This is a genomic window from Nocardioides sp. CFH 31398 (assembly GCF_022436705.1).
GTDB lineage: Bacteria > Actinomycetota > Actinomycetes > Propionibacteriales > Nocardioidaceae > Nocardioides.
In genome coordinates this window covers 38,459-55,149 of record NZ_JAKUHT010000009.1, presented here as the reverse complement: position 1 = coordinate 55,149, position 16,691 = coordinate 38,459, and the positions used below count along the sequence as shown (strand labels likewise).

At 73.6% G+C, this 16,691-nt stretch carries 17 protein-coding genes; 2 read left to right on the top strand and 15 right to left on the bottom strand.

Translation table 11 applies throughout. From position 1 onward, the window contains the following. Nucleotides 1-137 precede the first annotated feature (137 nt). The 7 genes from MJ876_RS09130 to MJ876_RS09100 all read right to left on the bottom strand — a co-directional run bounded on the left by MJ876_RS09130 (nucleotide 138) and on the right by MJ876_RS09100 (nucleotide 8,097). Complete coding sequence (locus MJ876_RS09130; RefSeq protein WP_240235961.1) at nucleotides 138-1,496, bottom strand: VCBS repeat domain-containing M23 family metallopeptidase; 1,359 nt, start codon at nucleotides 1,494-1,496, stop codon at nucleotides 138-140. 147 nt (nucleotides 1,497-1,643) lie between these two features. Continuing rightward, nucleotides 1,644-2,498 carry an acyl-CoA thioesterase II gene (locus tag MJ876_RS09125; protein WP_240235960.1) on the bottom strand — a complete coding sequence of 285 codons (855 nt, stop codon included), beginning with the start codon at nucleotides 2,496-2,498 and terminating at the stop codon, nucleotides 1,644-1,646. A 25-nt stretch (nucleotides 2,499-2,523) separates the two neighbouring features. Then, nucleotides 2,524-3,477, bottom strand: a complete 954-nt coding sequence (locus tag MJ876_RS09120) for a proteasome assembly chaperone family protein (protein WP_240235959.1) — start codon at nucleotides 3,475-3,477, stop codon at nucleotides 2,524-2,526. 16 nt (nucleotides 3,478-3,493) lie between these two features. Then, nucleotides 3,494-4,768: a hypothetical protein gene (locus MJ876_RS09115; protein ID WP_240235958.1), complete on the bottom strand. Its 1,275-nt coding sequence runs from the start codon at nucleotides 4,766-4,768 to the stop codon at nucleotides 3,494-3,496. After that, complete coding sequence (dxs, locus tag MJ876_RS09110; protein ID WP_240235957.1) at nucleotides 4,765-6,693, bottom strand: 1-deoxy-D-xylulose-5-phosphate synthase; 1,929 nt, start codon at nucleotides 6,691-6,693, stop codon at nucleotides 4,765-4,767. Before dxs ends, MJ876_RS09115 begins: the two co-directional genes overlap by 4 nt. A gap of 10 nt (nucleotides 6,694-6,703) precedes the next feature. Beyond that, nucleotides 6,704-7,663, bottom strand: a complete 960-nt coding sequence (locus MJ876_RS09105) for an SMP-30/gluconolactonase/LRE family protein (RefSeq protein ID WP_240235956.1) — start codon at nucleotides 7,661-7,663, stop codon at nucleotides 6,704-6,706. Continuing rightward, the gene (locus MJ876_RS09100; protein WP_240235955.1) at nucleotides 7,660-8,097 is read right to left on the bottom strand and encodes an NUDIX domain-containing protein; all 438 of its coding nucleotides are present in this window, start codon (nucleotides 8,095-8,097) and stop codon (nucleotides 7,660-7,662) included. Before MJ876_RS09100 ends, MJ876_RS09105 begins: the two co-directional genes overlap by 4 nt. 34 nt (nucleotides 8,098-8,131) lie before the next feature. Between MJ876_RS09100 and MJ876_RS09095 the strand changes: the two genes are divergently transcribed. Continuing rightward, complete coding sequence (locus MJ876_RS09095; protein ID WP_240235954.1) at nucleotides 8,132-9,001, top strand: RimK family alpha-L-glutamate ligase; 870 nt, start codon at nucleotides 8,132-8,134, stop codon at nucleotides 8,999-9,001. Nucleotides 9,002-9,004: 3 nt separating this feature from the next. On the opposite strand, the gene MJ876_RS09090 is transcribed toward MJ876_RS09095, so the two are convergent. From MJ876_RS09090 to MJ876_RS09055, 8 genes are all read right to left on the bottom strand, one after another. Then, nucleotides 9,005-9,373: a nuclear transport factor 2 family protein gene (locus MJ876_RS09090; protein ID WP_240235953.1), complete on the bottom strand. Its 369-nt coding sequence runs from the start codon at nucleotides 9,371-9,373 to the stop codon at nucleotides 9,005-9,007. 23 nt (nucleotides 9,374-9,396) lie between these two features. Further along, the gene (locus MJ876_RS09085; protein ID WP_240235966.1) at nucleotides 9,397-9,624 is read right to left on the bottom strand and encodes a hypothetical protein; all 228 of its coding nucleotides are present in this window, start codon (nucleotides 9,622-9,624) and stop codon (nucleotides 9,397-9,399) included. A 5-nt stretch (nucleotides 9,625-9,629) separates the two neighbouring features. Then, nucleotides 9,630-10,496 carry a sigma-70 family RNA polymerase sigma factor gene (locus MJ876_RS09080; RefSeq protein WP_240235952.1) on the bottom strand — a complete coding sequence of 289 codons (867 nt, stop codon included), beginning with the start codon at nucleotides 10,494-10,496 and terminating at the stop codon, nucleotides 9,630-9,632. Nucleotides 10,497-10,532: 36 nt separating this feature from the next. After that, nucleotides 10,533-10,937: a YjbQ family protein gene (locus MJ876_RS09075; protein WP_240235951.1), complete on the bottom strand. Its 405-nt coding sequence runs from the start codon at nucleotides 10,935-10,937 to the stop codon at nucleotides 10,533-10,535. Beyond that, nucleotides 10,937-11,248, bottom strand: coding sequence for a thiamine-binding protein (locus MJ876_RS09070; protein ID WP_240235950.1), 312 nt, complete (start codon nucleotides 11,246-11,248; stop codon nucleotides 10,937-10,939). Before MJ876_RS09070 ends, MJ876_RS09075 begins: the two co-directional genes overlap by 1 nt. Before the next feature lie 34 nt (nucleotides 11,249-11,282). Beyond that, nucleotides 11,283-12,209 carry a TauD/TfdA family dioxygenase gene (locus MJ876_RS09065; RefSeq protein ID WP_240235949.1) on the bottom strand — a complete coding sequence of 309 codons (927 nt, stop codon included), beginning with the start codon at nucleotides 12,207-12,209 and terminating at the stop codon, nucleotides 11,283-11,285. A gap of 62 nt (nucleotides 12,210-12,271) precedes the next feature. Further along, nucleotides 12,272-12,964: a sulfite exporter TauE/SafE family protein gene (locus MJ876_RS09060; RefSeq protein ID WP_240235965.1), complete on the bottom strand. Its 693-nt coding sequence runs from the start codon at nucleotides 12,962-12,964 to the stop codon at nucleotides 12,272-12,274. 58 nt (nucleotides 12,965-13,022) lie between these two features. Continuing rightward, nucleotides 13,023-15,839, bottom strand: coding sequence for an aconitate hydratase (locus MJ876_RS09055; protein ID WP_240235948.1), 2,817 nt, complete (start codon nucleotides 15,837-15,839; stop codon nucleotides 13,023-13,025). Between the two features lie 165 nt (nucleotides 15,840-16,004). Here MJ876_RS09055 and MJ876_RS09050 point away from each other — a divergent pair, with 165 nt between their 5' ends. After that, entirely contained in the window at nucleotides 16,005-16,592 is a 588-nt protein-coding gene (locus tag MJ876_RS09050) for a GNAT family N-acetyltransferase (protein ID WP_240235947.1), read from the top strand. Nucleotides 16,593-16,691 lie beyond the last annotated feature (99 nt).

Here is a 16,691-nt window from a genome sequence, read left to right as displayed (position 1 = left end):
CCCCCGCACCGGGGTGGCCCGCCCGCCCCCATAGGGGCGGGGCGCCCCCGGGGGGGGGGGGGGGCCCCCCCCCCCCCCCCCGCGGCTCGTCTACCTCCGGAATCGGGCAGCCCGACCACCGCGGGCCGGGCCCGACGTCAGCGGAAGTCCGACTGCTTCGTGAACTGCCCGCTGCTCGGGTCCCAGGCGCCGACCTCGCTGTAGCCGTCGCCGTCCCAGTCGCCGGCGACCGGCAGGGCGCCGCGGGGGCCGAGGACGAAGGTCTTCGTGGTGCCGACCGGGTACCGCAGGGTGAAGGTGCGGGACTCGCGGTCGTAGAGACCGACGTCCGCGCGGCCGTCGCCGTTCCAGTCGCCCACGAAGGGCAGCTGACCGGCCTTGCCGAAGGTGATCTTGCGGAAGACGCCGCCGTCGTGGCCGCGCAGGTCGAAGCGGGTCACGTTGGCGCGCCACACGCCGACCTCGTCGCGGCCGTCGCCGTCCCAGTCACCGGCCAGGGGCACGTTGCCCTTGTAGCCGAAGCGGAACTCCTTCAGGCCCTTCGAGGTCTTCAGGCGGAAGGTGCGGTCACTGCCGTTCCACACGCCGGGCAGCGCCTTCCCGCGGCCGTCCCAGTCGCCCATGACGGGGCGGTCGGTGCCGCCACCCATCTGCCGGCGGAACATCCCGCCGTCCGGACGACGCGTCTCGAAGCGCCCGGTCTCCCGTCGCCAGACGGTGGCGTCGTCGGCCCGCCCGCCCAGCACGTTCGCCGCGAGGGGCACGTCACCGGCGTACGGCGCGGTCGGCAGCTCGGCCTGCGCGCAGTTGCGCGACACCAGCGTGGTGCCGAACGCGAACTCCTTGCCGTCGAACCAGGGGTGGATCACGGTGCCGTTGCGGCGCTGTTCGTAGTGCAGGTGGGGGCCGGTGCTGTTGCCGGTCGTGCCGAGGCGGCCGACCATGTCACCGGAGTCCACCTGCTCGCCGACACCCACCGCGATCGAGTTCAGGTGGGCGTACAGCGTCGACTCGCCGTTGCCGTGGTCGACGACGACCCAGTTGCCGTAGCCGCTGGAGGACCGCGTGGCCGTGGTCACCCGGCCGTCGGCGGAGGAGACCACCGGCATGTCGAAGTCGTCAGCGCGGTTCCAGTCGACCGAGAGCACGCTGGGGCTGTGCGAGGAGCGCGTGGAGCCGTACCAGTCCTCGCCGCAGCGGAAGGGCATCTGGAAGGCGGTCTGGGGCCGGGTGCTGGCCTGCAGCTCCAGGCGGTCCTTGCCGTCGCGCCTCGTCCCCTTCTCGCGCGAGCCGTCGATCCGGATCCCGTCCACCACGCTGCCGACCGGGTCGTTGGGGATGACGAGCGTGTCGCGGTCGCGACCCTGGGTGCGGTCCTTGTCCTTCTCGGCCGCGGAGGCCGAGCCGGCCGCGAGCCCGAGGGTCGTCACGGCGAGCGCCGCGGTGGTCAGGAGGGCGACGGAGCGGCGCACCGAGCGACGCGGGGGGAAGGGCATACGGAGTCCTCGAGATCGTGGGGAGCCGGCGAGTCACACCCTCCTCAGGAGTGCTCATCCGTCACAGCAGTCACAACCGTGACATGCGTCGGCGTGTCTGTCACCACGATCCCGTGAATTACAACGGTGTAGTGCTATAAGGCCCCGTCAGCCCGGCTTGTTCGCCGTGAGGCGGATCAGGCCCTCCTGCGCGACCGAGGCGACCAGACGCCCGTCCTCGGTGAACACCCGGGCCGTCGCGAAACCGCGGCCGCCGCTCGCCGACGGGGAGGCCTGGTCGTAGAGCCACCAGCGGTCCGGCCGGAACGGACGGTGGAACCAGATGGCGTGGTCCAGGGACGCCGGCTGGATGCGCGGGTCGCCGATCAGCAGCCCGTGCGGCACCAGGGACGCCCCGAGCAGCGTCAGGTCGCTGGCGTAGGTGAACGTCGCCAGCTGGGTCAGCCGGTCCTCGGGCAGCTCACCGTCGACGCGGATCCAGAGCCGGGCGCCGTGCCCCTCGGCGTCCTTCGGCGGGACGACGTAGCGGACGTCGAGCGCCGCCCACTCCTTCTCCCACCGCTCCCGCGCGTCGTCGCCGGCGGAGCCGACGATGTCGACGAGGCGCATCGCCTCCTCGGGGCCGGGCACGTCCGGCATCGGGTCGGCGTGGTCCAGGCCCTCCTCGGCCCGCTGGAAGTTGGCCGTGAGGTAGAAGATCGGGCGGCCGTGCTGGCGCGCCACGACCCGCCGGGTCATGAACGAGCGGCCGTCGCGGATGGCCTCGACGTCGTACAGGATCGGGATCTCGCTGTCACCCGGCCGCAGGAAGTAGCAGTGCATCGAGTGCGCCTCGTAGGCCGGGTCCACCGTGTGGCTGCCCGCGACCAGCGCCTGGGCCGCCACCTGGCCGCCGAAGACCCGCTGGCGCATCTTGACGGTCGGCTGGCGACCACGGAACAGGTTGTCGTCGAGCGTCTCGAGGTCGAGGAGCTCCACGAGCTCGTCGGCGGACCGGGGCACGGTGCCTCCTGGGGTCGTGTCGGGGTCAGGGGCGCGGGGGCTCGTCGCCGCGGTCGAGACGGGCGAGGAACTCCTCGAACTCGTTGCCCAGCTCGTCGGCCGTCGGCAGCGGCCGGTCCTCGGCCAGCAGCCCCTCGCCGGACTCCTCGGCGCGGCGGAACGCGTCGTACTGCCGCTCGAGGCCGAGGACGACCTCCGCCACCTCGGGGTGCTCGGCGAGGTACTCGGAGACCTCCTCGGCGCGGACGGCGGCGGCCTCGCGCAGGGCGGTGAGGTCGACCGCGATGGCCGCGGCCCGCTCCACGTGCTCCAGCAGGACCACGGAGGCTGCCGGGTACTCCAGCTGCGCCAGGTAGTGCGGCACGTGGGCGACGTAGCCGAGCGCCTGCTGGCCCCACTCCCCCAGCCGGATCTCCAGCAGCGCCTGCGCGCTCGAGGGGACCCGCATCTCGCCGTCCCAGGGGCTGGTGGTCGTCAGCAGCCCGGCGCGGCGGGCGGGGGCGTTGGCGTGCTCGGTGAACGTGATGGGGCGGGTGTGCGGCACGGCCATCGGGACGGCGCCCATCCCGACGACCCGGGACACCGAGAAGCGCTCCACGACCTCCCGCACGGCGCGGGCGAACGCCTCCCAGCGGTTGTCGGGCTCCGGTCCGGTCAGCAGCAGGTACGGCGTGTCCGCGGCGTCCCGCTGGAGCCGCACGACGAGACGCGGGGCCTCGTAGTCGGTGTAGTGGTCGCGCGCGAACGTCACCGGCGGCCGGCGGGCGCGGTAGTCGTAGAAGGCGTCGACGTCGAAGGTGGCCACGACGGGGCCCTCGGCCAGGCCGGCCAGGTGGCGGGCGGCCAGCCCGGCCGCGCTGCCGGCGTCCAGGAAGCCCTCGAGGGACAGCACCAGGACCGGCCCCTCGCCGTCCCCGGCACCCGAGGACAAGCCCTCGACGTCGTCGACGATGTGCACCAACCGACCCGACGAGCTCATGGGTCCACGGTAGTCGTCAGCCGTACTGCGCCAGGATCCGGTCGGCGGCCGCCGACGCCAGCCGGGGACCGGTGGTCCCCAGCACGCGGCGCACGAGCACGTCCGGGTCGGTCCGGGGCCGCCGGATCATGGCGTCGAGCAGCATCCACGGGGCGCGCTCGCCGTAGGTGAAGGCGATTCCCTCGCAGACCTGCCAGGCGATGTCGTAGTTGGCGCTCGAGCGGGGCCCGTCGTTGAACTCCTCGTCGCTCGGGAGGTCGTCGATCCCCGCCCGGGCCTCCCGCACGGCCGCCGCGGAGATGAGGCGGTCCGCCACGGGCAGCGGCTGCACCGAGACCCACTCGGCGAGCCCCTCCGCGAGCCAGCGCGGCACCAGCTCGTCACGGGCGGCCAGCGCCACGTGGGTCAGCTCGTGGCGCAGCAGGCGGTCGCGCTCGGCCGGGTCGGCCTCGAGCATGCTCGGGTTGAGGACGACGCGCTCCGCGTGGACGGGCCCGTCCTCGCTGGACCGGACCGGGAAGGACACGCCCTCGAGCCGGTCGGCCACGCCGCCCGGCAGCCCGGAGATCGCGTCGAGGAGCACGAGGTCGGACGGCGCGTAGACGACCACGGGGCGCGTCCAGCGGTAGGGCACCGCGTCGCGGACGTCGGCCGCGGCCGCGACCGCGGACGACACGACCTCCGGCGCGAACTCCGCGCTGCCGACGTCGAAGACCCCCAGGACGCCGTCCTGGCGCAGCGTGCCGATGGGCCGCAGGTCCCACGGCTGGGCGCCGCCGGTCGAGGGGTCGTCGGAGACCGGCGCCTCGGAGACCACCCGCAGTCGGTCGCGACGTCCGGGGCTCAGGACCAGCTCGTGCTCGGAGCGGACGGGACCGGCGTCGAAGCGCGACAGCTGCAGGACCTGGCGCACCCTGACCCGGACGTCCTCGCCGTCGACCGCGACCTCGGGCGGGCTCTCGTAGCGCAGCACCCCGACCGGCAGCCGGGAGAGGTTGACGGCGTAGCGGCGCTGGGCCCGCCGCGCCTCCCCGTCGTCGACGGTCTGCGCGACGACGCCGTCGACGTCACCCCGTCGCAGCAGCGTCGCGCGACGGTCGAGCAGGTCGCCGACGGCGGCGTCGAGCCGGTCGGCGTCCTCGAGCAGGCCCGGCCGCTCCGGCTGCGCGGGCCGCTGCTCGCGCGCCGGGACGGCGGCGGGGTCGTCCTCGAGCCAGGAGCAGCCCGCGACGGTGGTGGTCCCGGCCAGCAGGAGGGCGACGAGGCGGACCCTGCCGCCCCGCGGGCTCACCGGGCGGCGTCGCCCCGCGCGCTCTCGCGCGCCGGGGCGGCCGTCCCGCCGAGGGCGGTGACGTCCTCCACGATGCCGCGCGCCAGCGTCTGCGCGTCCAGGCCGACCCGCTCCAGGATCGCCCCGCGCTTGGCGTGGTCGAGGAACTCCTGCGGGATCCCGTGCAGGCGGAACGGGACGTCGACGCCCGCGTCGACGAGGGCCTGGAGGAGCGCGGTGCCGCAGCCCCCGACGCGGCCGTTGTCCTCGACGCTCACCACCAGCCGGTGCCCCCGGGCGAGGTCGACGAGCGCCGGGTCGACCGGCTTGACCCAGCGGGGGTCGACGACGGTCACGCCGATGCCCTGGTCGACGAGGCGGCGTCCGACCTCCACGGCGGTCGTGGCCATCGAGCCGATGCCCACGACGAGCACGTCGCGGGTCCCCTCCGCGCCGGTCGAGCGCAGCAGGACGTCGCAGCCGCCGACGCGGTCGACCGCCTCGACGTCCTCGGGCGGCGGGCCCTTGGGGAACCGGACGACGGTCGGGGCGTCGGACACCTCGACCGCCTCGTTCAGGAGCTCGCGCAGCCGGGCGCCGTCCCGGGGCGCGGCGAGGCGCAGGCCGGGCACCACCTGGAGGACCGACATGTCCCACATGCCGTTGTGGCTGGCGCCGTCGTCACCGGTGACGCCGGCGCGGTCGAGCACGAAGGTGACGCCGCAGCGGTGCAGCGCGCAGTCCATGAGGACCTGGTCGAAGGCGCGGTTGAGGAACGTGGCGTAGACCGCGACCACGGGGTGCAGACCACCCATGGCCATGCCGGCGGCGCTGGTGGCCGCGTGCTGCTCGGCGATGCCGACGTCGAAGGTCCGCTCGGGGAAGTGGGCCTGGAAGTGGTGCAGGCCCACCGGGTGCATCATCGCCGCGGTGATGGCGACGACGTCCGGACGGCGGTGGCCGACCCTGACGATCTCGTCGGCGAACACGTCGGTCCAGATGCTGGCCTTCGGGTTCTCGACCCCGCTGTCCACGTCGAAGGGGCCCGGCGAGTGGAACTGGTCGGCCTCGTGCTGCTCCGCGGCGTCGTACCCGAAGCCCTTGCGGGTCAGCGCGTGGACGATAACCGGGCCGTCGAAGCGCTTCGCCTGGGCCAGCGCCTGCTCGGTGGCGGCGCGGTCGTGGCCGTCGACGGGGCCGACGTACTTCAGCCCCAGGTCCTCGAACAGGCCCTGGGGGGCCAGGGCGTCCTTCATGCCCTTCTTCATCGCGTGCAGCGCGTCGTAGGCCACCGGTCCGATGCCGGGCACGGCGTTCAGGCGCTTCTTCACCACGTCGAGGACCTGCTCGTAGCGCGGGTCGGTGCGCAGGCTGGTGAGCGCGGTCGCGAGCCCGCCGATGGTCGGGGTGTAGGAGCGGCCGTTGTCGTTGACGACGATGACGAGGCGGGAGTCCTCGGCGATCGCGATGTTGTTGAGGGCCTCCCAGGCCATGCCGCCGGTGAGGGCGCCGTCGCCGATCACGGCGACGACGTGGCGGTCCTCGCCGCGGACGGCGTAGGCCTTGGCGAGCCCGTCGGCGTACGACAGGGCCGTGGAGGCGTGGGAGTTCTCCACGATGTCGTGCTCGGACTCCGCCTGGCTCGGGTAGCCGCTGACGCCACCCTCCTGCCGCAGCTTGTCGAAGCCCGCCCGGCGCCCCGTGAGCAGCTTGTGCACGTAGGCCTGGTGACCGGTGTCGAAGACGACGCGGTCGCGCGGCGAGTCGAAGACGCGGTGGATGGCCATGGTCAGCTCGACCACGCCGAGGTTCGGCCCCAGGTGACCCCCGGTGCGCGCGCAGGTGGCGACCAGGAAGTCGCGGATCTCGACCGCGAGGGTCTCCAGCTGGTGGTCGTCGAGCCCCCGCAGGTCGCGCGGTCCGGTGACTCCGTCGAGCAGGCCCATGGGCACCAGCCTAGTTGCCGGTTCCTCGGGTCCCGTCGAGGACGGCGACGGCGGGCTCCTCGAGGCTGCCGAGCCACACCCGGCCGTGGTGCTCCCGGACCCCGGTGACGAAGTGGAACGCCCGGTCGCCGACGGCCTGCGGTGTCGCGTCGAGGTCGTGGACCAGCGTCCCCGTGGCGCCGTCGTAGGCCTGGACGCGGACGCTGCGGCGCGGGCTCGGCCTGAGCGCCGCCGGCGCCCGGGTCGAGGCCCGGCGCAGGACGGGCGGGAGGCGGTGGATGACGGCGAGCAGGGGCACGACGGGGCTCGCCAGGGCGACCCAGACCAGCCCGTCGGTGCCGAGCGAGGCGTTGTCGGGGTAGCCGGGCAGGCCGTCGACGAGGACGTCGGTCGTCCCGGCGCGGTCCCCGGACAGGTGGTGGCGACGGATCCGGGCGGCCCCCGTCTCGTTGACCGTGATCCAGGCGCCGCCGGGGTCGACCACGACCCCGTTGGCGAACGACAGGTCGTCGAGGACGACGTCGACCCGGCCGTCGGGGTCGCGGCGCAGGAGTCGCCCGGTGCGGGTGTCCTGGGCCATCTCCTCCTCCCACTGCTCGCGCCCGTGGTGTAGCGAGGAGTCCGTGAACCAGACGGTCCCGTCGGCGGCGACCGCGGCGTTGTTGCAGAAGCGCATCGCCCGCCCGCCGAGCGTGCTCACGAGGGGCTCGACCGCTCCGCTCGCGAGGTCGACGGCGAGCAGGCCGCGGGTGCTGTCGCACACGAGCACCCGACCGTCGGGGAGCCACTCGAGGCCGAGCGGGCGCCCGCCGGTGCTCGCCACCCGGGTCGCCCGCCGACCGTCGGGGGTGATCCGCAGCAGCGAGCCGTCGTCGACACCGACGACGAGGGAGCCCGTGTGGGGTCCGAGGTCGTGGACCAGGACGTCCTCGGGCCCGACGCCCGGGATCGGCAGGACCGTGAGCCTCATCGCGCGCCTCCGGCCAGGAGCTCCGACGCGGTCAGGGACGGCCACAGCGTGCGTGCCGCGAGCGTGAGCGGCAGCGACGGGGCGGCGCCCGGGTCGACGAACACCATCCGGCGCCCCTCGCCGCAGACGACGTCCTCGTCGGAGACATCGAGGCGGACGCCGTACAGGTGGCAGTGGTGCAGGCCGACGACCGGGTGGTCGACGGCGAAGACCCCCAGCGGCACGAGGTCCTCGGCGCGCAGGCCGGTCTCCTCGTCGAGCTCGCGGTGCGCGGCCTGCTCGGGGCTCTCCCCCGGCTCGACCGAGCCGCCCGGCAACCCCCAGCACTCGGGGTCGATGACGGGGTGCTCGTCGCGCTCCTGCATGAGCACCCACCGGCGGGCGTCGGCCACGGCGACGCAGGCGAAGTCGGGAACGCTCCCTGAGTGGGTCACGGGGCCACCGTAGGACCCTGGCAGCATGGGCGCCGTGACCGTTCGCCGCCTCGCCCTGGCCACCTGCTCGGAGGTCCCGGACCTCGACGACGAGGGTCGCCTGCTGCTCGACGCGCTGCGCGACGCGGGCGCCGAGGTCGTCCCGGTCGTCTGGGACGACGCCGACGCCGACTGGGCGGCCCACGACCTGGTGGTCGTCCGCTCGACCTGGGACTACGCCGAGCGCCGCGGGGAGTTCCTCGCCTGGGCCGACCGGGTGTCGGGGCTGACGAGGCTGGAGAACCCGCCCGCGCTGCTGCGCTGGACGACGGACAAGCGCTACCTCGCGGACCTCGCGGCGGCCGGCGTCCCGACGGTGCCCTCGGCGTTCGTCGCGCCGGGCGAGGACACCGCCCACCCGTACCTGGACGTCGAGCACGTCGTGAAGCCCAGCGTCGGCGCCGGCTCGCGGGGGGCGCTGCGGTTCGGCGCCGACGAGGCGGACCGCTCCCGCGCCCACGTCGACGCGCTCACCCGGGACGGCCTCACCGCGCTGGTGCAGCCCTACCTGGCGGAGGTCGACACCGCCGGCGAGACCGGCGTGGTCTGCATCGACGGGGAGATCTCGCACGCCTTCCGCAAGGGCGCCCTCCTCGCCGTCGGGGACGCGCTGGTCGAGGGCCTGTTCAAGGAGGAGGAGATCACCGCCCGCGAGCCCTCCCCGCTGGAGGTCGAGGTCGCCCGCCGCGCCCTGGCCGCCGTGCCCGGCGGCAGCGCCGCGCCGCTCTACGCCCGTGTCGACCTGCTCCCGACCCCCGACGGTCCGCTGCTGCTCGAGCTGGAGCTCTGCGAGCCGTCGTTCTTCCTCGACACCGCCCCCGAGCGCGCGGCGTCCGTCGCCGCGGCGTTCCTGCGGCGGGCCTGACGCTCAGCCCCGGCGCTCGGGCGGCGGGCCGCCGTACAGGTCGGCCCACACCTCGACGCTCTCCACGATCAGACCGCCGCGGAGGGTCAGGAAGCTGGCGACCGCGAAGTGCTCCGGCTCCCCCATCGCGTTGCGCCCGACGACGTGGGCGCGACCGACCGCGCGGTCGCCGCTGACGAGCGAGTCGTCGAGGTGCAGCCGCTCGAAGCCGGGGTACCCGGCGTTGAAGTCGACCCACGCGTCGCGCGCGAACTCCTCGCCGGTGTGGACGAGCCGGCAGGTGAAGTCCGGGTGCAGCAGCGCTCGCAGCCCCTCCCAGTCGTGGGCGTCGATGGTCGCGGCGAAGCGGGCGAGGGCGGTCTCGGCGTCCATGCGAGGCGATGGTCGCAGAGAACTCAGTCCTCCGGGAGGGCCGCGAAGTCCTGCTTGACCTGGCGGTACCAGCCGAGCGACCGCTTCGGGTGACGCCAGCGGCCCTTCATCGCGTCCCGGGCCTCCTGGTGGGTGGCGTCGCCGTCCTTCTCGGCGGCCTTCAGGTGCTGGTCCTGGGCGTTGATCACGTCGTCGGCGCTCTCCCCGTGGTGGGCCAGGTCGCAGGGGCCGCCCAGCTGGCGGCAGGTCATGGTCTTCACTGTCGTTCCTCCGTGGTGGTGGGGGTGGCCCGGCGCCGCACCACGCGGGCCAGGACGTCGGGGTCGGCCCGGAACACGAGACCGGTGACGACGCCTCCGGCGACGGTGAAGTCGAAGAGGACCCGCGCGTCGCCGCGGTCGAACCAGGCGTAGCCGGGCCGGTCGTCGAGCAGCACCGGCAGGGCGGCGTGGGCGCTGCCGTCGAAGAAGGCGGCCACCTCGGTGGCGCCGGTGAGGCGCTGCGGGGTGCCGAGGCCGAGGGCGGCCGCGTCGGCGGTGACCTCGACGTCCGGGGCGAGCAGCCGCAGCAGGCCCTCGAGGTCACCGCCGCGCGCAGCGGCCATGAACGCGTCGACGACCCGCCGGTCGGCGGCCGCCTCCTCGGAGACCGGCTCGGCGACCTTGGCCCGCGCCCGGGAGGCGAGCTTGCGGGCCGCCGCCGGGGTGGTGCCGAGGACGGCGGCGACGGTGGCGTGCTCGACGCCGAAGGAGTCGTGCAGCACGAACGCGACCCGCTCGGACGGCGTCAGGCGGTCGAGCACGACCTGCAGGGCCACTGCGACCGTGTCGGCGAGGACGACGTCCTCGGCGGGGTCCGGGGCGGTGCCCCCGGGCTCGACGTCCTCGAGGAGCAGGGGTCGGCGGGCCTTGAGCCGGTCCAGGCAGATCCGCGTGGTCACGGTGGTGAGCCACGCCGGGAGGCTGTCGATCGTCCGCCGGTCCGTGCCGTCGAGCCGCAGCCAGGCCTGCTGGACGACGTCCTCGGCCTCGACGGGGTCGCCGAGCACGCGGCTGGCGATCGCCACGAGTCGCGGTCGCTCGGCCTCGAAGGCGTCCTCGACGTCCTGCACCGTGTTCTTCACAACCCCCTGACGATCCAGGGGACGCCGATGTGACCGCTAGCCCGCCAGGAAGCTGAAGCGGACCTCGCGCTCGTGGTTGTCGACGTTGAGGTCGACGAGGCAGACGCTCTGCCACGTGCCCAGCGCGAGCCGTCCGCCGAGCACCGGCACGGTGGCGTACGGCGGCACGAGGGCCGGCATCACGTGCGAGCGGCCGTGCCCGCGGGTGCCGTGGGCGTGGCGCCACCGGTCGTCGGCGGGCAGCAGGTCGTCGAGCGCGGCGAGCAGGTCGTCGTCGCTGCCGGCGCCCGTCTCGAGGATCGCCAGACCGGCGGTCGCGTGCGGGACGAACACGTGCAGCAGCCCGTCTCCGCGTCCCCCGACCCACTCCCGGACGTCGCCGGTGAGGTCGAGGACGACGTCCGAGCCGCCGGTGCGGTAGCTGCGGGTCTCGGAGTCCATCAGCCCTCCGAGGACTCGCGCAGCGACTGCTCGAGGCGGTCGAGCTTGCCGGTCATCTCACCGGTGCGGCCGGGACGGATGTCCGCCTTCAGCACCAGCGAGACGCGCGGGGAGACCTCGGCGACGACGTCGACGCAGCGCTTGACGACCGTCATCACCTCGTCCCACTCGCCCTCGAGGTTCGTGAACATCGAGTTCGTCTCGTGGGGCAGCCCGGACTCGCGGACGACGCGGACGGCGGCGGCGACGGCCTCGGTGACTCCCCCGGCCTCGTCGGCGGTGGCGGGCGCGATGCTGAAGGCGACGATCATGGGTCCACCGTACGGACCCCCGCCGGTCGGCCCCCTAGCTGATCAGCTCGTCCAGCCGGGAGTACGCCGAGGCGTCGCCGCGCAGCACGCGGCTGCGGCGGCCGTCGACCGACACCGGCACGTCGCCCGACACGGTCACCCGGCGCACCTCGCGCCGCTGGGTGTCGAAGTCGGCGACCGCGTAGTGCTGGGTGGCGCGGTTGTCCCAGATCGCGACGTCGCCGTCGGACCACGTCCAGCGCACCGTGTTCTCCAGCTTGGTGACGCGGTTCTGCAGCAGGGTGAACAGCGCGACCGACTCGGCGCTGTTGAGCCCCGAGAAGCGCTTCACGAAGTGCCCGAGCACCAGCGAGCGCTCACCGGTCTCCGGGTGCACGCGGACGACGGGGTGCTCGGTCTCGAAGACGGTCGAGGCGAACTCGTCGCGCGGCAGGGCGGCGGTGTCCTCCGCGTCCGGGTCCTCGGCCTCGCGGACGTAGTCGTACTCGTTGGTGTGCACGGCCCACAGCTCGTCGACGAGCGCGCGCAGCGGCGCCGGGAGCGCGTCGTACGCGGTGACGGTGTTGGCCCACACCGTCGTGCCGCCGTACGCCGGCATCGTGACGCCGCGGAGCACGCTGAAGGCGGGCACCCGGTCGACGAAGGTGACGTCGGTGTGCCAGGAGTTGGCCGCCATGCCCTTGGTCGCCTCGAAGCGCAGCACGCGGGAGTCCCCGGTGCTGACGGTCGGGTGGGCGGTGGTGAGGGGGCCCAGCAGGGAGGCGAACGCCGCCTGCTCGGCGTCGTCCAGGTGGTGCTGGCCCCGGAGGAAGACCACCTTGTGCGCCAGCAGCGCCGCCCGGACGTCGGCCACGGTGGCGGGGTCCAGGCCACCCCCCAGCTGCACGCCGTCGATGCGGGCGCCCAGCCGTCCGCCGAGCTTGGTCACCGTGAGGGTCCGGTCCTCGAGTCCTGCCGTCATGGTCCACACCTTTCTCAACAATCTGTGTAGAGATTGGCGAGATTAGCAGGACGCCGCCGCGGTCAGGACAGCGACACGACGAGGACGGTCGTGGCGGAGGCGGCGCAGGCCAGCAGGACCAGGGGCCGCACCCGCTCGGGCGCCAGCCGCTCGCGCAGCACGCCGCCACTGACGGTCCCGACGGCGAGGGCGGGGAGCAGCGAGAGCGCGACCACGGCGCTCGCGGGGCTGAGCTGTCCGCCGAGGCCCAGGCCGGCGAGGCTCAGCACCCCGCCGAGGACGAAGTAGACGGCCAGGGTGCTGCGGATCTGCGCCGGCGGGCGGTGCTGGTAGAGCAGCGCGACGGGCGGGCCGCCCACCGACGTCGTCGTCCCCGTGAAGCCCGAGACGACGCCGGCGCCCAGCAGGCTCGGGCGCGTCATCGGGATGCGGACGGACCGCCAGGTGAGGAGGGTCGCGAGGAGCACCATGAGGCCGACGGCCACGCCCAGGGCGTCGTCGGAGAAGGCGGCGACGGCCGCGACGCCGAGGGCGATGCCGGGCAACCGTCCCGGGACCACCCAGGCCAGCCCGCGCCAGTCCACGCCGTCGTGGTCACGCAGCAGCGTGAGCAGCGGCAGGGTCAGCACCAGCCACAGCAGCATGTCGGGCATGAGCTGGGGTGCGACCAGCACCGTCACCGGTGCGGCCAGCAACCCCAGCCCGAGTCCGACCAGCCCCTGGACGAGGGTCCCCGCCGCGACGGCGACGAACAGGATCGTCCAGGCCCAGGGGCCGAGGTCGGTGAGCCCGGTGAGCAGGTCCGGCAGGACCTCAGCCCCGGAGGCTGCGGAGCACGTACTGCATGATCCCGCCGTTGCGGTAGTACGACGCCTCGCCGGGGGTGTCGATGCGGACGGTCGCCTCGAACTCGGTGTCGCCGGCCTTCACGGTGACCGTGCGCGGGGTCTCGCCGTCGTTGAGCGCGGTCACGCCGGTGACGGAGAACTCCTCCTCGCCGGTCAGGCCCAGGCTCTCGGCCGACTCGCCCTGCGGGTACTGCAGCGGCAGGACGCCCATGCCGATGAGGTTCGAGCGGTGGATCCGCTCGTACGACTCGGCGATGACGGCCTTCACGCCCAGCAGCGCGGTGCCCTTGGCGGCCCAGTCGCGCGACGAGCCGGAGCCGTACTCCTTGCCCGCCAGGACGACCAGCGGGGTGCCGGCCTCGGCGTAGTGCTGCGCGGCGTCGTACACCGTGGTGACGTCGCCGTCCGCGGTGAAGTCGCGGGTCACGCCGCCCTCGGTGCCCGGCGCGAGCTGGTTGCGCAGGCGGATGTTGGCGAAGGTGCCGCGGATCATGACCTCGTGGTTGCCGCGGCGCGAGCCGTAGGAGTTGAAGTCCCGCTGCTCGACACCGTGCTCGGCGAGGTACTTCCCGGCCGGGCTGTCCTTCTTGATCGCACCCGCGGGGCTGATGTGGTCGGTCGTGACCGAGTCACCCAGCTTCAGCAGCACGCGCGCACCGGCGATGTCGGTGACGGGCTCCGGCTCGGCCGGCATGCCGTCGAAGTACGGCGGACGACGGACGTAGGTCGACCCGGCGTCCCACTCGAAGGTGTCGCCCTCCGGGGTGGGCAGCGAGCGCCAGCGCTCGTCGCCGGCGAACACGTCGGCGTAGTCCTCGGCGAACATCTCGGCGGTGATCGCCTGGCCGACGACCTCCTCGACCTCGGACGGCGAGGGCCAGATGTCGCGCAGGAACACCTCGTTGCCCTGCTCGTCCTCACCCAGGGCGTCGTTGAACAGGTCGACGTCCATCGACCCGGCGAGCGCGTAGGCGACGACCAGCGGCGGGCTGGCGAGGTAGTTCATCTTCACGTCGGGGTTGATGCGGCCCTCGAAGTTGCGGTTGCCCGAAAGCACCGAGGTGACGGCGAGGTCGTTGGCGTTGACCGCGTCGGAGACCTCGGGGATGAGCGGGCCCGAGTTGCCGATGCAGGTGGTGCAGCCGTAGCCGACGAGGTTGAAGCCCAGCTTGTCGAGGTAGGGCGTGAGGTCCGCGCGCTCCAGGTAGTTGGAGACGACCTGCGAGCCGGGGGCCAGCGTGGTCTTCACCCAGGGCTTGCGCTGCAGGCCCTTCTCGACGGCCTTCTTGGCGAGCAGCGCCGCGCCCACCATGACCGACGGGTTCGAGGTGTTGGTGCACGAGGTGATCGCCGCGATCGTCACGGCGCCGTGGTCGATCGTGACCTCCTGGCCGTCGATCGTGATGGTCGCCGGGTTGCTCGGGCGGCCGCCGTCCGCGGGGACGCAGGACAGGTAGTCGCGCGGGGCGCCGTTGGTGCCGGACGCCGAGCCGCTGGGCGCGTCGGAGGCCGGGAAGGTCTCGTCGAGCGCCTCGTCCTGGGCGCCGTCGATGCCGTCCCCATCGGTCTCGACGTAGTTGGCCAGCGCGCCGCGGAAGGACTCCTTCGCGTCGGTGACCGCGACACGGTCCTGCGGGCGCTTCGGGCCGGCCAGCGAGGGGACGACGGTCGACACGTCGAGCTCGAGCTTCTCCGAGAAGCGGGGCTCGGCGCTCGGGTCGTGCCAGAGGCCCTGCTCCTTGGCGTAGGCCTCGACCAGCGCGAGCTGGTCGTCGGGGCGGCCGGTCAGGCGCAGGTAGTCGATGGTCTGCTCGTCGATCGGGAAGACCGCGATGGTCGAGCCGAACTCCGGGCTCATGTTGCCGATGGTGGCGCGGTTGGCCAGGGGCAGCGCCGAGACGCCCTCGCCGTAGAACTCGACGAACTTCCCGACCACCCCGTGCTCGCGGAGCATCTCGGTGATCGTCAGGACGAGGTCGGTGGCCGTGGTGGCCTCGGGCAGCTCGCCGGACAGCTTGAAGCCGACGACGCGCGGGATGAGCATGGAGACCGGCTGGCCGAGCATCGCGGCCTCGGCCTCGATGCCGCCGACGCCCCAGCCGACCACGCCGATGCCGTTGACCATCGTGGTGTGCGAGTCGGTGCCGACGCAGGTGTCGGGGTAGGCCAGCGTCTCGCCGTCCACCTCGCGGGTGAAGACGGTGCGCGCGAGGTGCTCGATGTTGACCTGGTGGACGATGCCCGTGCCGGGCGGGACGACCTTGAAGTCGTCGAACGCGCCCTGGCCCCAGCGCAGGAACTGGTAGCGCTCCTTGTTGCGGTCGTACTCGATCTCGACGTTGCGCTCGAAGGCCTCGGGGGTGCCGAAGACGTCGGCGATGACGGAGTGGTCGATGACCAGCTCGGCCGGGGCGAGCGGGTTGATCTTGGACGCGTCGCCGCCGAGCTCGGCCATGGCCTCACGCATCGTGGCGAGGTCGACGATGCAGGGCACGCCGGTGAAGTCCTGCATGATCACGCGCGCCGGCGTGAACTGGATCTCCTCGCTGGGGTCCGCGTCGGCGTCCCAGCCGGCGAGCGCGCGGATCTGCGCCTCGGTGATGTTGGCGCCGTCCTCGGTGCGCAGCAGGTTCTCGAGCAGCACCTTCAGCGAGAAGGGCAGGGTCTTGACGTCGTCGTCGCCGACGCCCTCGCCCGCGACCTTGTCGAGGCGGTAGATCGTGTACGACGTCCCGTCGACGTCCAGGGTGTCCTTCGCGCCGAAGCTGTCCTTGCTGGCCATCCGCGGTGTCTCCTCGCTGTCGCTGGCGTCGTCGGTGACGTGGTGGTCCCGCTCGAGTCATCTTGCCGCCGCGGGGGCGGCCCGACCTAGCAAGGCTTGCCTTACCGGTACCCGAGCAAAGTCTCTTGACGTCAAGATAACACGGTCTCGGGAACACTGCGGTCCATGACGCTCTCCGGACTCCCCTGGCCCCGTCGTACCGACCGGTGCGTGGTCCGGCCCGTCCGCGACGACGCCGACGTCGACGCCATGTGGGCCTACTGGGGCCGGCCGGAGGTCGTGCACTGGACCGGCGGCGGCGACGAGGACCTCGACGCCCACCGCGAGCGCCTGTCGGACCCCGAGAAGCGGGCGCGCCGGCTCGTGGTCGAGCACGGGGGCGCGGTGGTCGGGGACCTGGTCCTCTTCCCCCGCGACGGCTGGGGGCAGCGCCCGGTGCGCGAGCAGGCCGCCGGCACCGAGGCGGAGATCGGCTGGGCCTTCGACCCGGCGTACGCCGGCCGCGGCCTGGCCACCGAGACGGTGCCGGTCCTGATCGACGCCTGCCTCTCCCCCGCCCCCGACGGCCTCGGTCTGCGCCGCGTGATCGCGAGCTGCTTCGCCGACAACGTGCCGTCGTACCGGCTGATGGAGCGGGTCGGCATGCGCCGCGAGGCCCACCACCGCCGCGACTCCCTGCACGCCGAGCTGGGATGGCTCGACGGCCTCGTCTACGCCGTCCTCGCCGACGAGTGGCGCCGACGGCCCCAGTGACCGATCGGTGTCGCTGAGCGACACCACTCGGTCACCCAGTCCCGGGCACCCGGTCGACCGGCGGGGTGCTCGACCCGGGTCGTGGACTCGGGTAGGTTC

Bases quoted from the DNA above. Each gene is read 5' to 3' on its own strand.
- MJ876_RS09130 (WP_240235961.1), bottom strand. From the start codon at position 1,496: ATGCCCTTCCCCCCGCGTCGCTCGGTGCGCCGCTCCGTCGCCCTCCTG.
- MJ876_RS09120 (WP_240235959.1), bottom strand. From the start codon at position 3,477: ATGAGCTCGTCGGGTCGGTTGGTGCACATCGTCGACGACGTCGAGGGC.
- dxs (WP_240235957.1), bottom strand. From the start codon at position 6,693: ATGGGCCTGCTCGACGGAGTCACCGGACCGCGCGACCTGCGGGGGCTC.
- MJ876_RS09105 (WP_240235956.1), bottom strand. From the start codon at position 7,663: ATGAGGCTCACGGTCCTGCCGATCCCGGGCGTCGGGCCCGAGGACGTC.
- MJ876_RS09090 (WP_240235953.1), bottom strand. From the start codon at position 9,373: ATGGACGCCGAGACCGCCCTCGCCCGCTTCGCCGCGACCATCGACGCC.
- MJ876_RS09085 (WP_240235966.1), bottom strand. From the start codon at position 9,624: ATGACCTGCCGCCAGCTGGGCGGCCCCTGCGACCTGGCCCACCACGGG.
- MJ876_RS09075 (WP_240235951.1), bottom strand. From the start codon at position 10,937: ATGGACTCCGAGACCCGCAGCTACCGCACCGGCGGCTCGGACGTCGTC.
- MJ876_RS09070 (WP_240235950.1), bottom strand. From the start codon at position 11,248: ATGATCGTCGCCTTCAGCATCGCGCCCGCCACCGCCGACGAGGCCGGG.
- MJ876_RS09065 (WP_240235949.1), bottom strand. From the start codon at position 12,209: ATGACGGCAGGACTCGAGGACCGGACCCTCACGGTGACCAAGCTCGGC.
- MJ876_RS09055 (WP_240235948.1), bottom strand. From the start codon at position 15,839: ATGGCCAGCAAGGACAGCTTCGGCGCGAAGGACACCCTGGACGTCGAC.
- MJ876_RS09050 (WP_240235947.1), top strand. From the start codon at position 16,005: ATGACGCTCTCCGGACTCCCCTGGCCCCGTCGTACCGACCGGTGCGTG.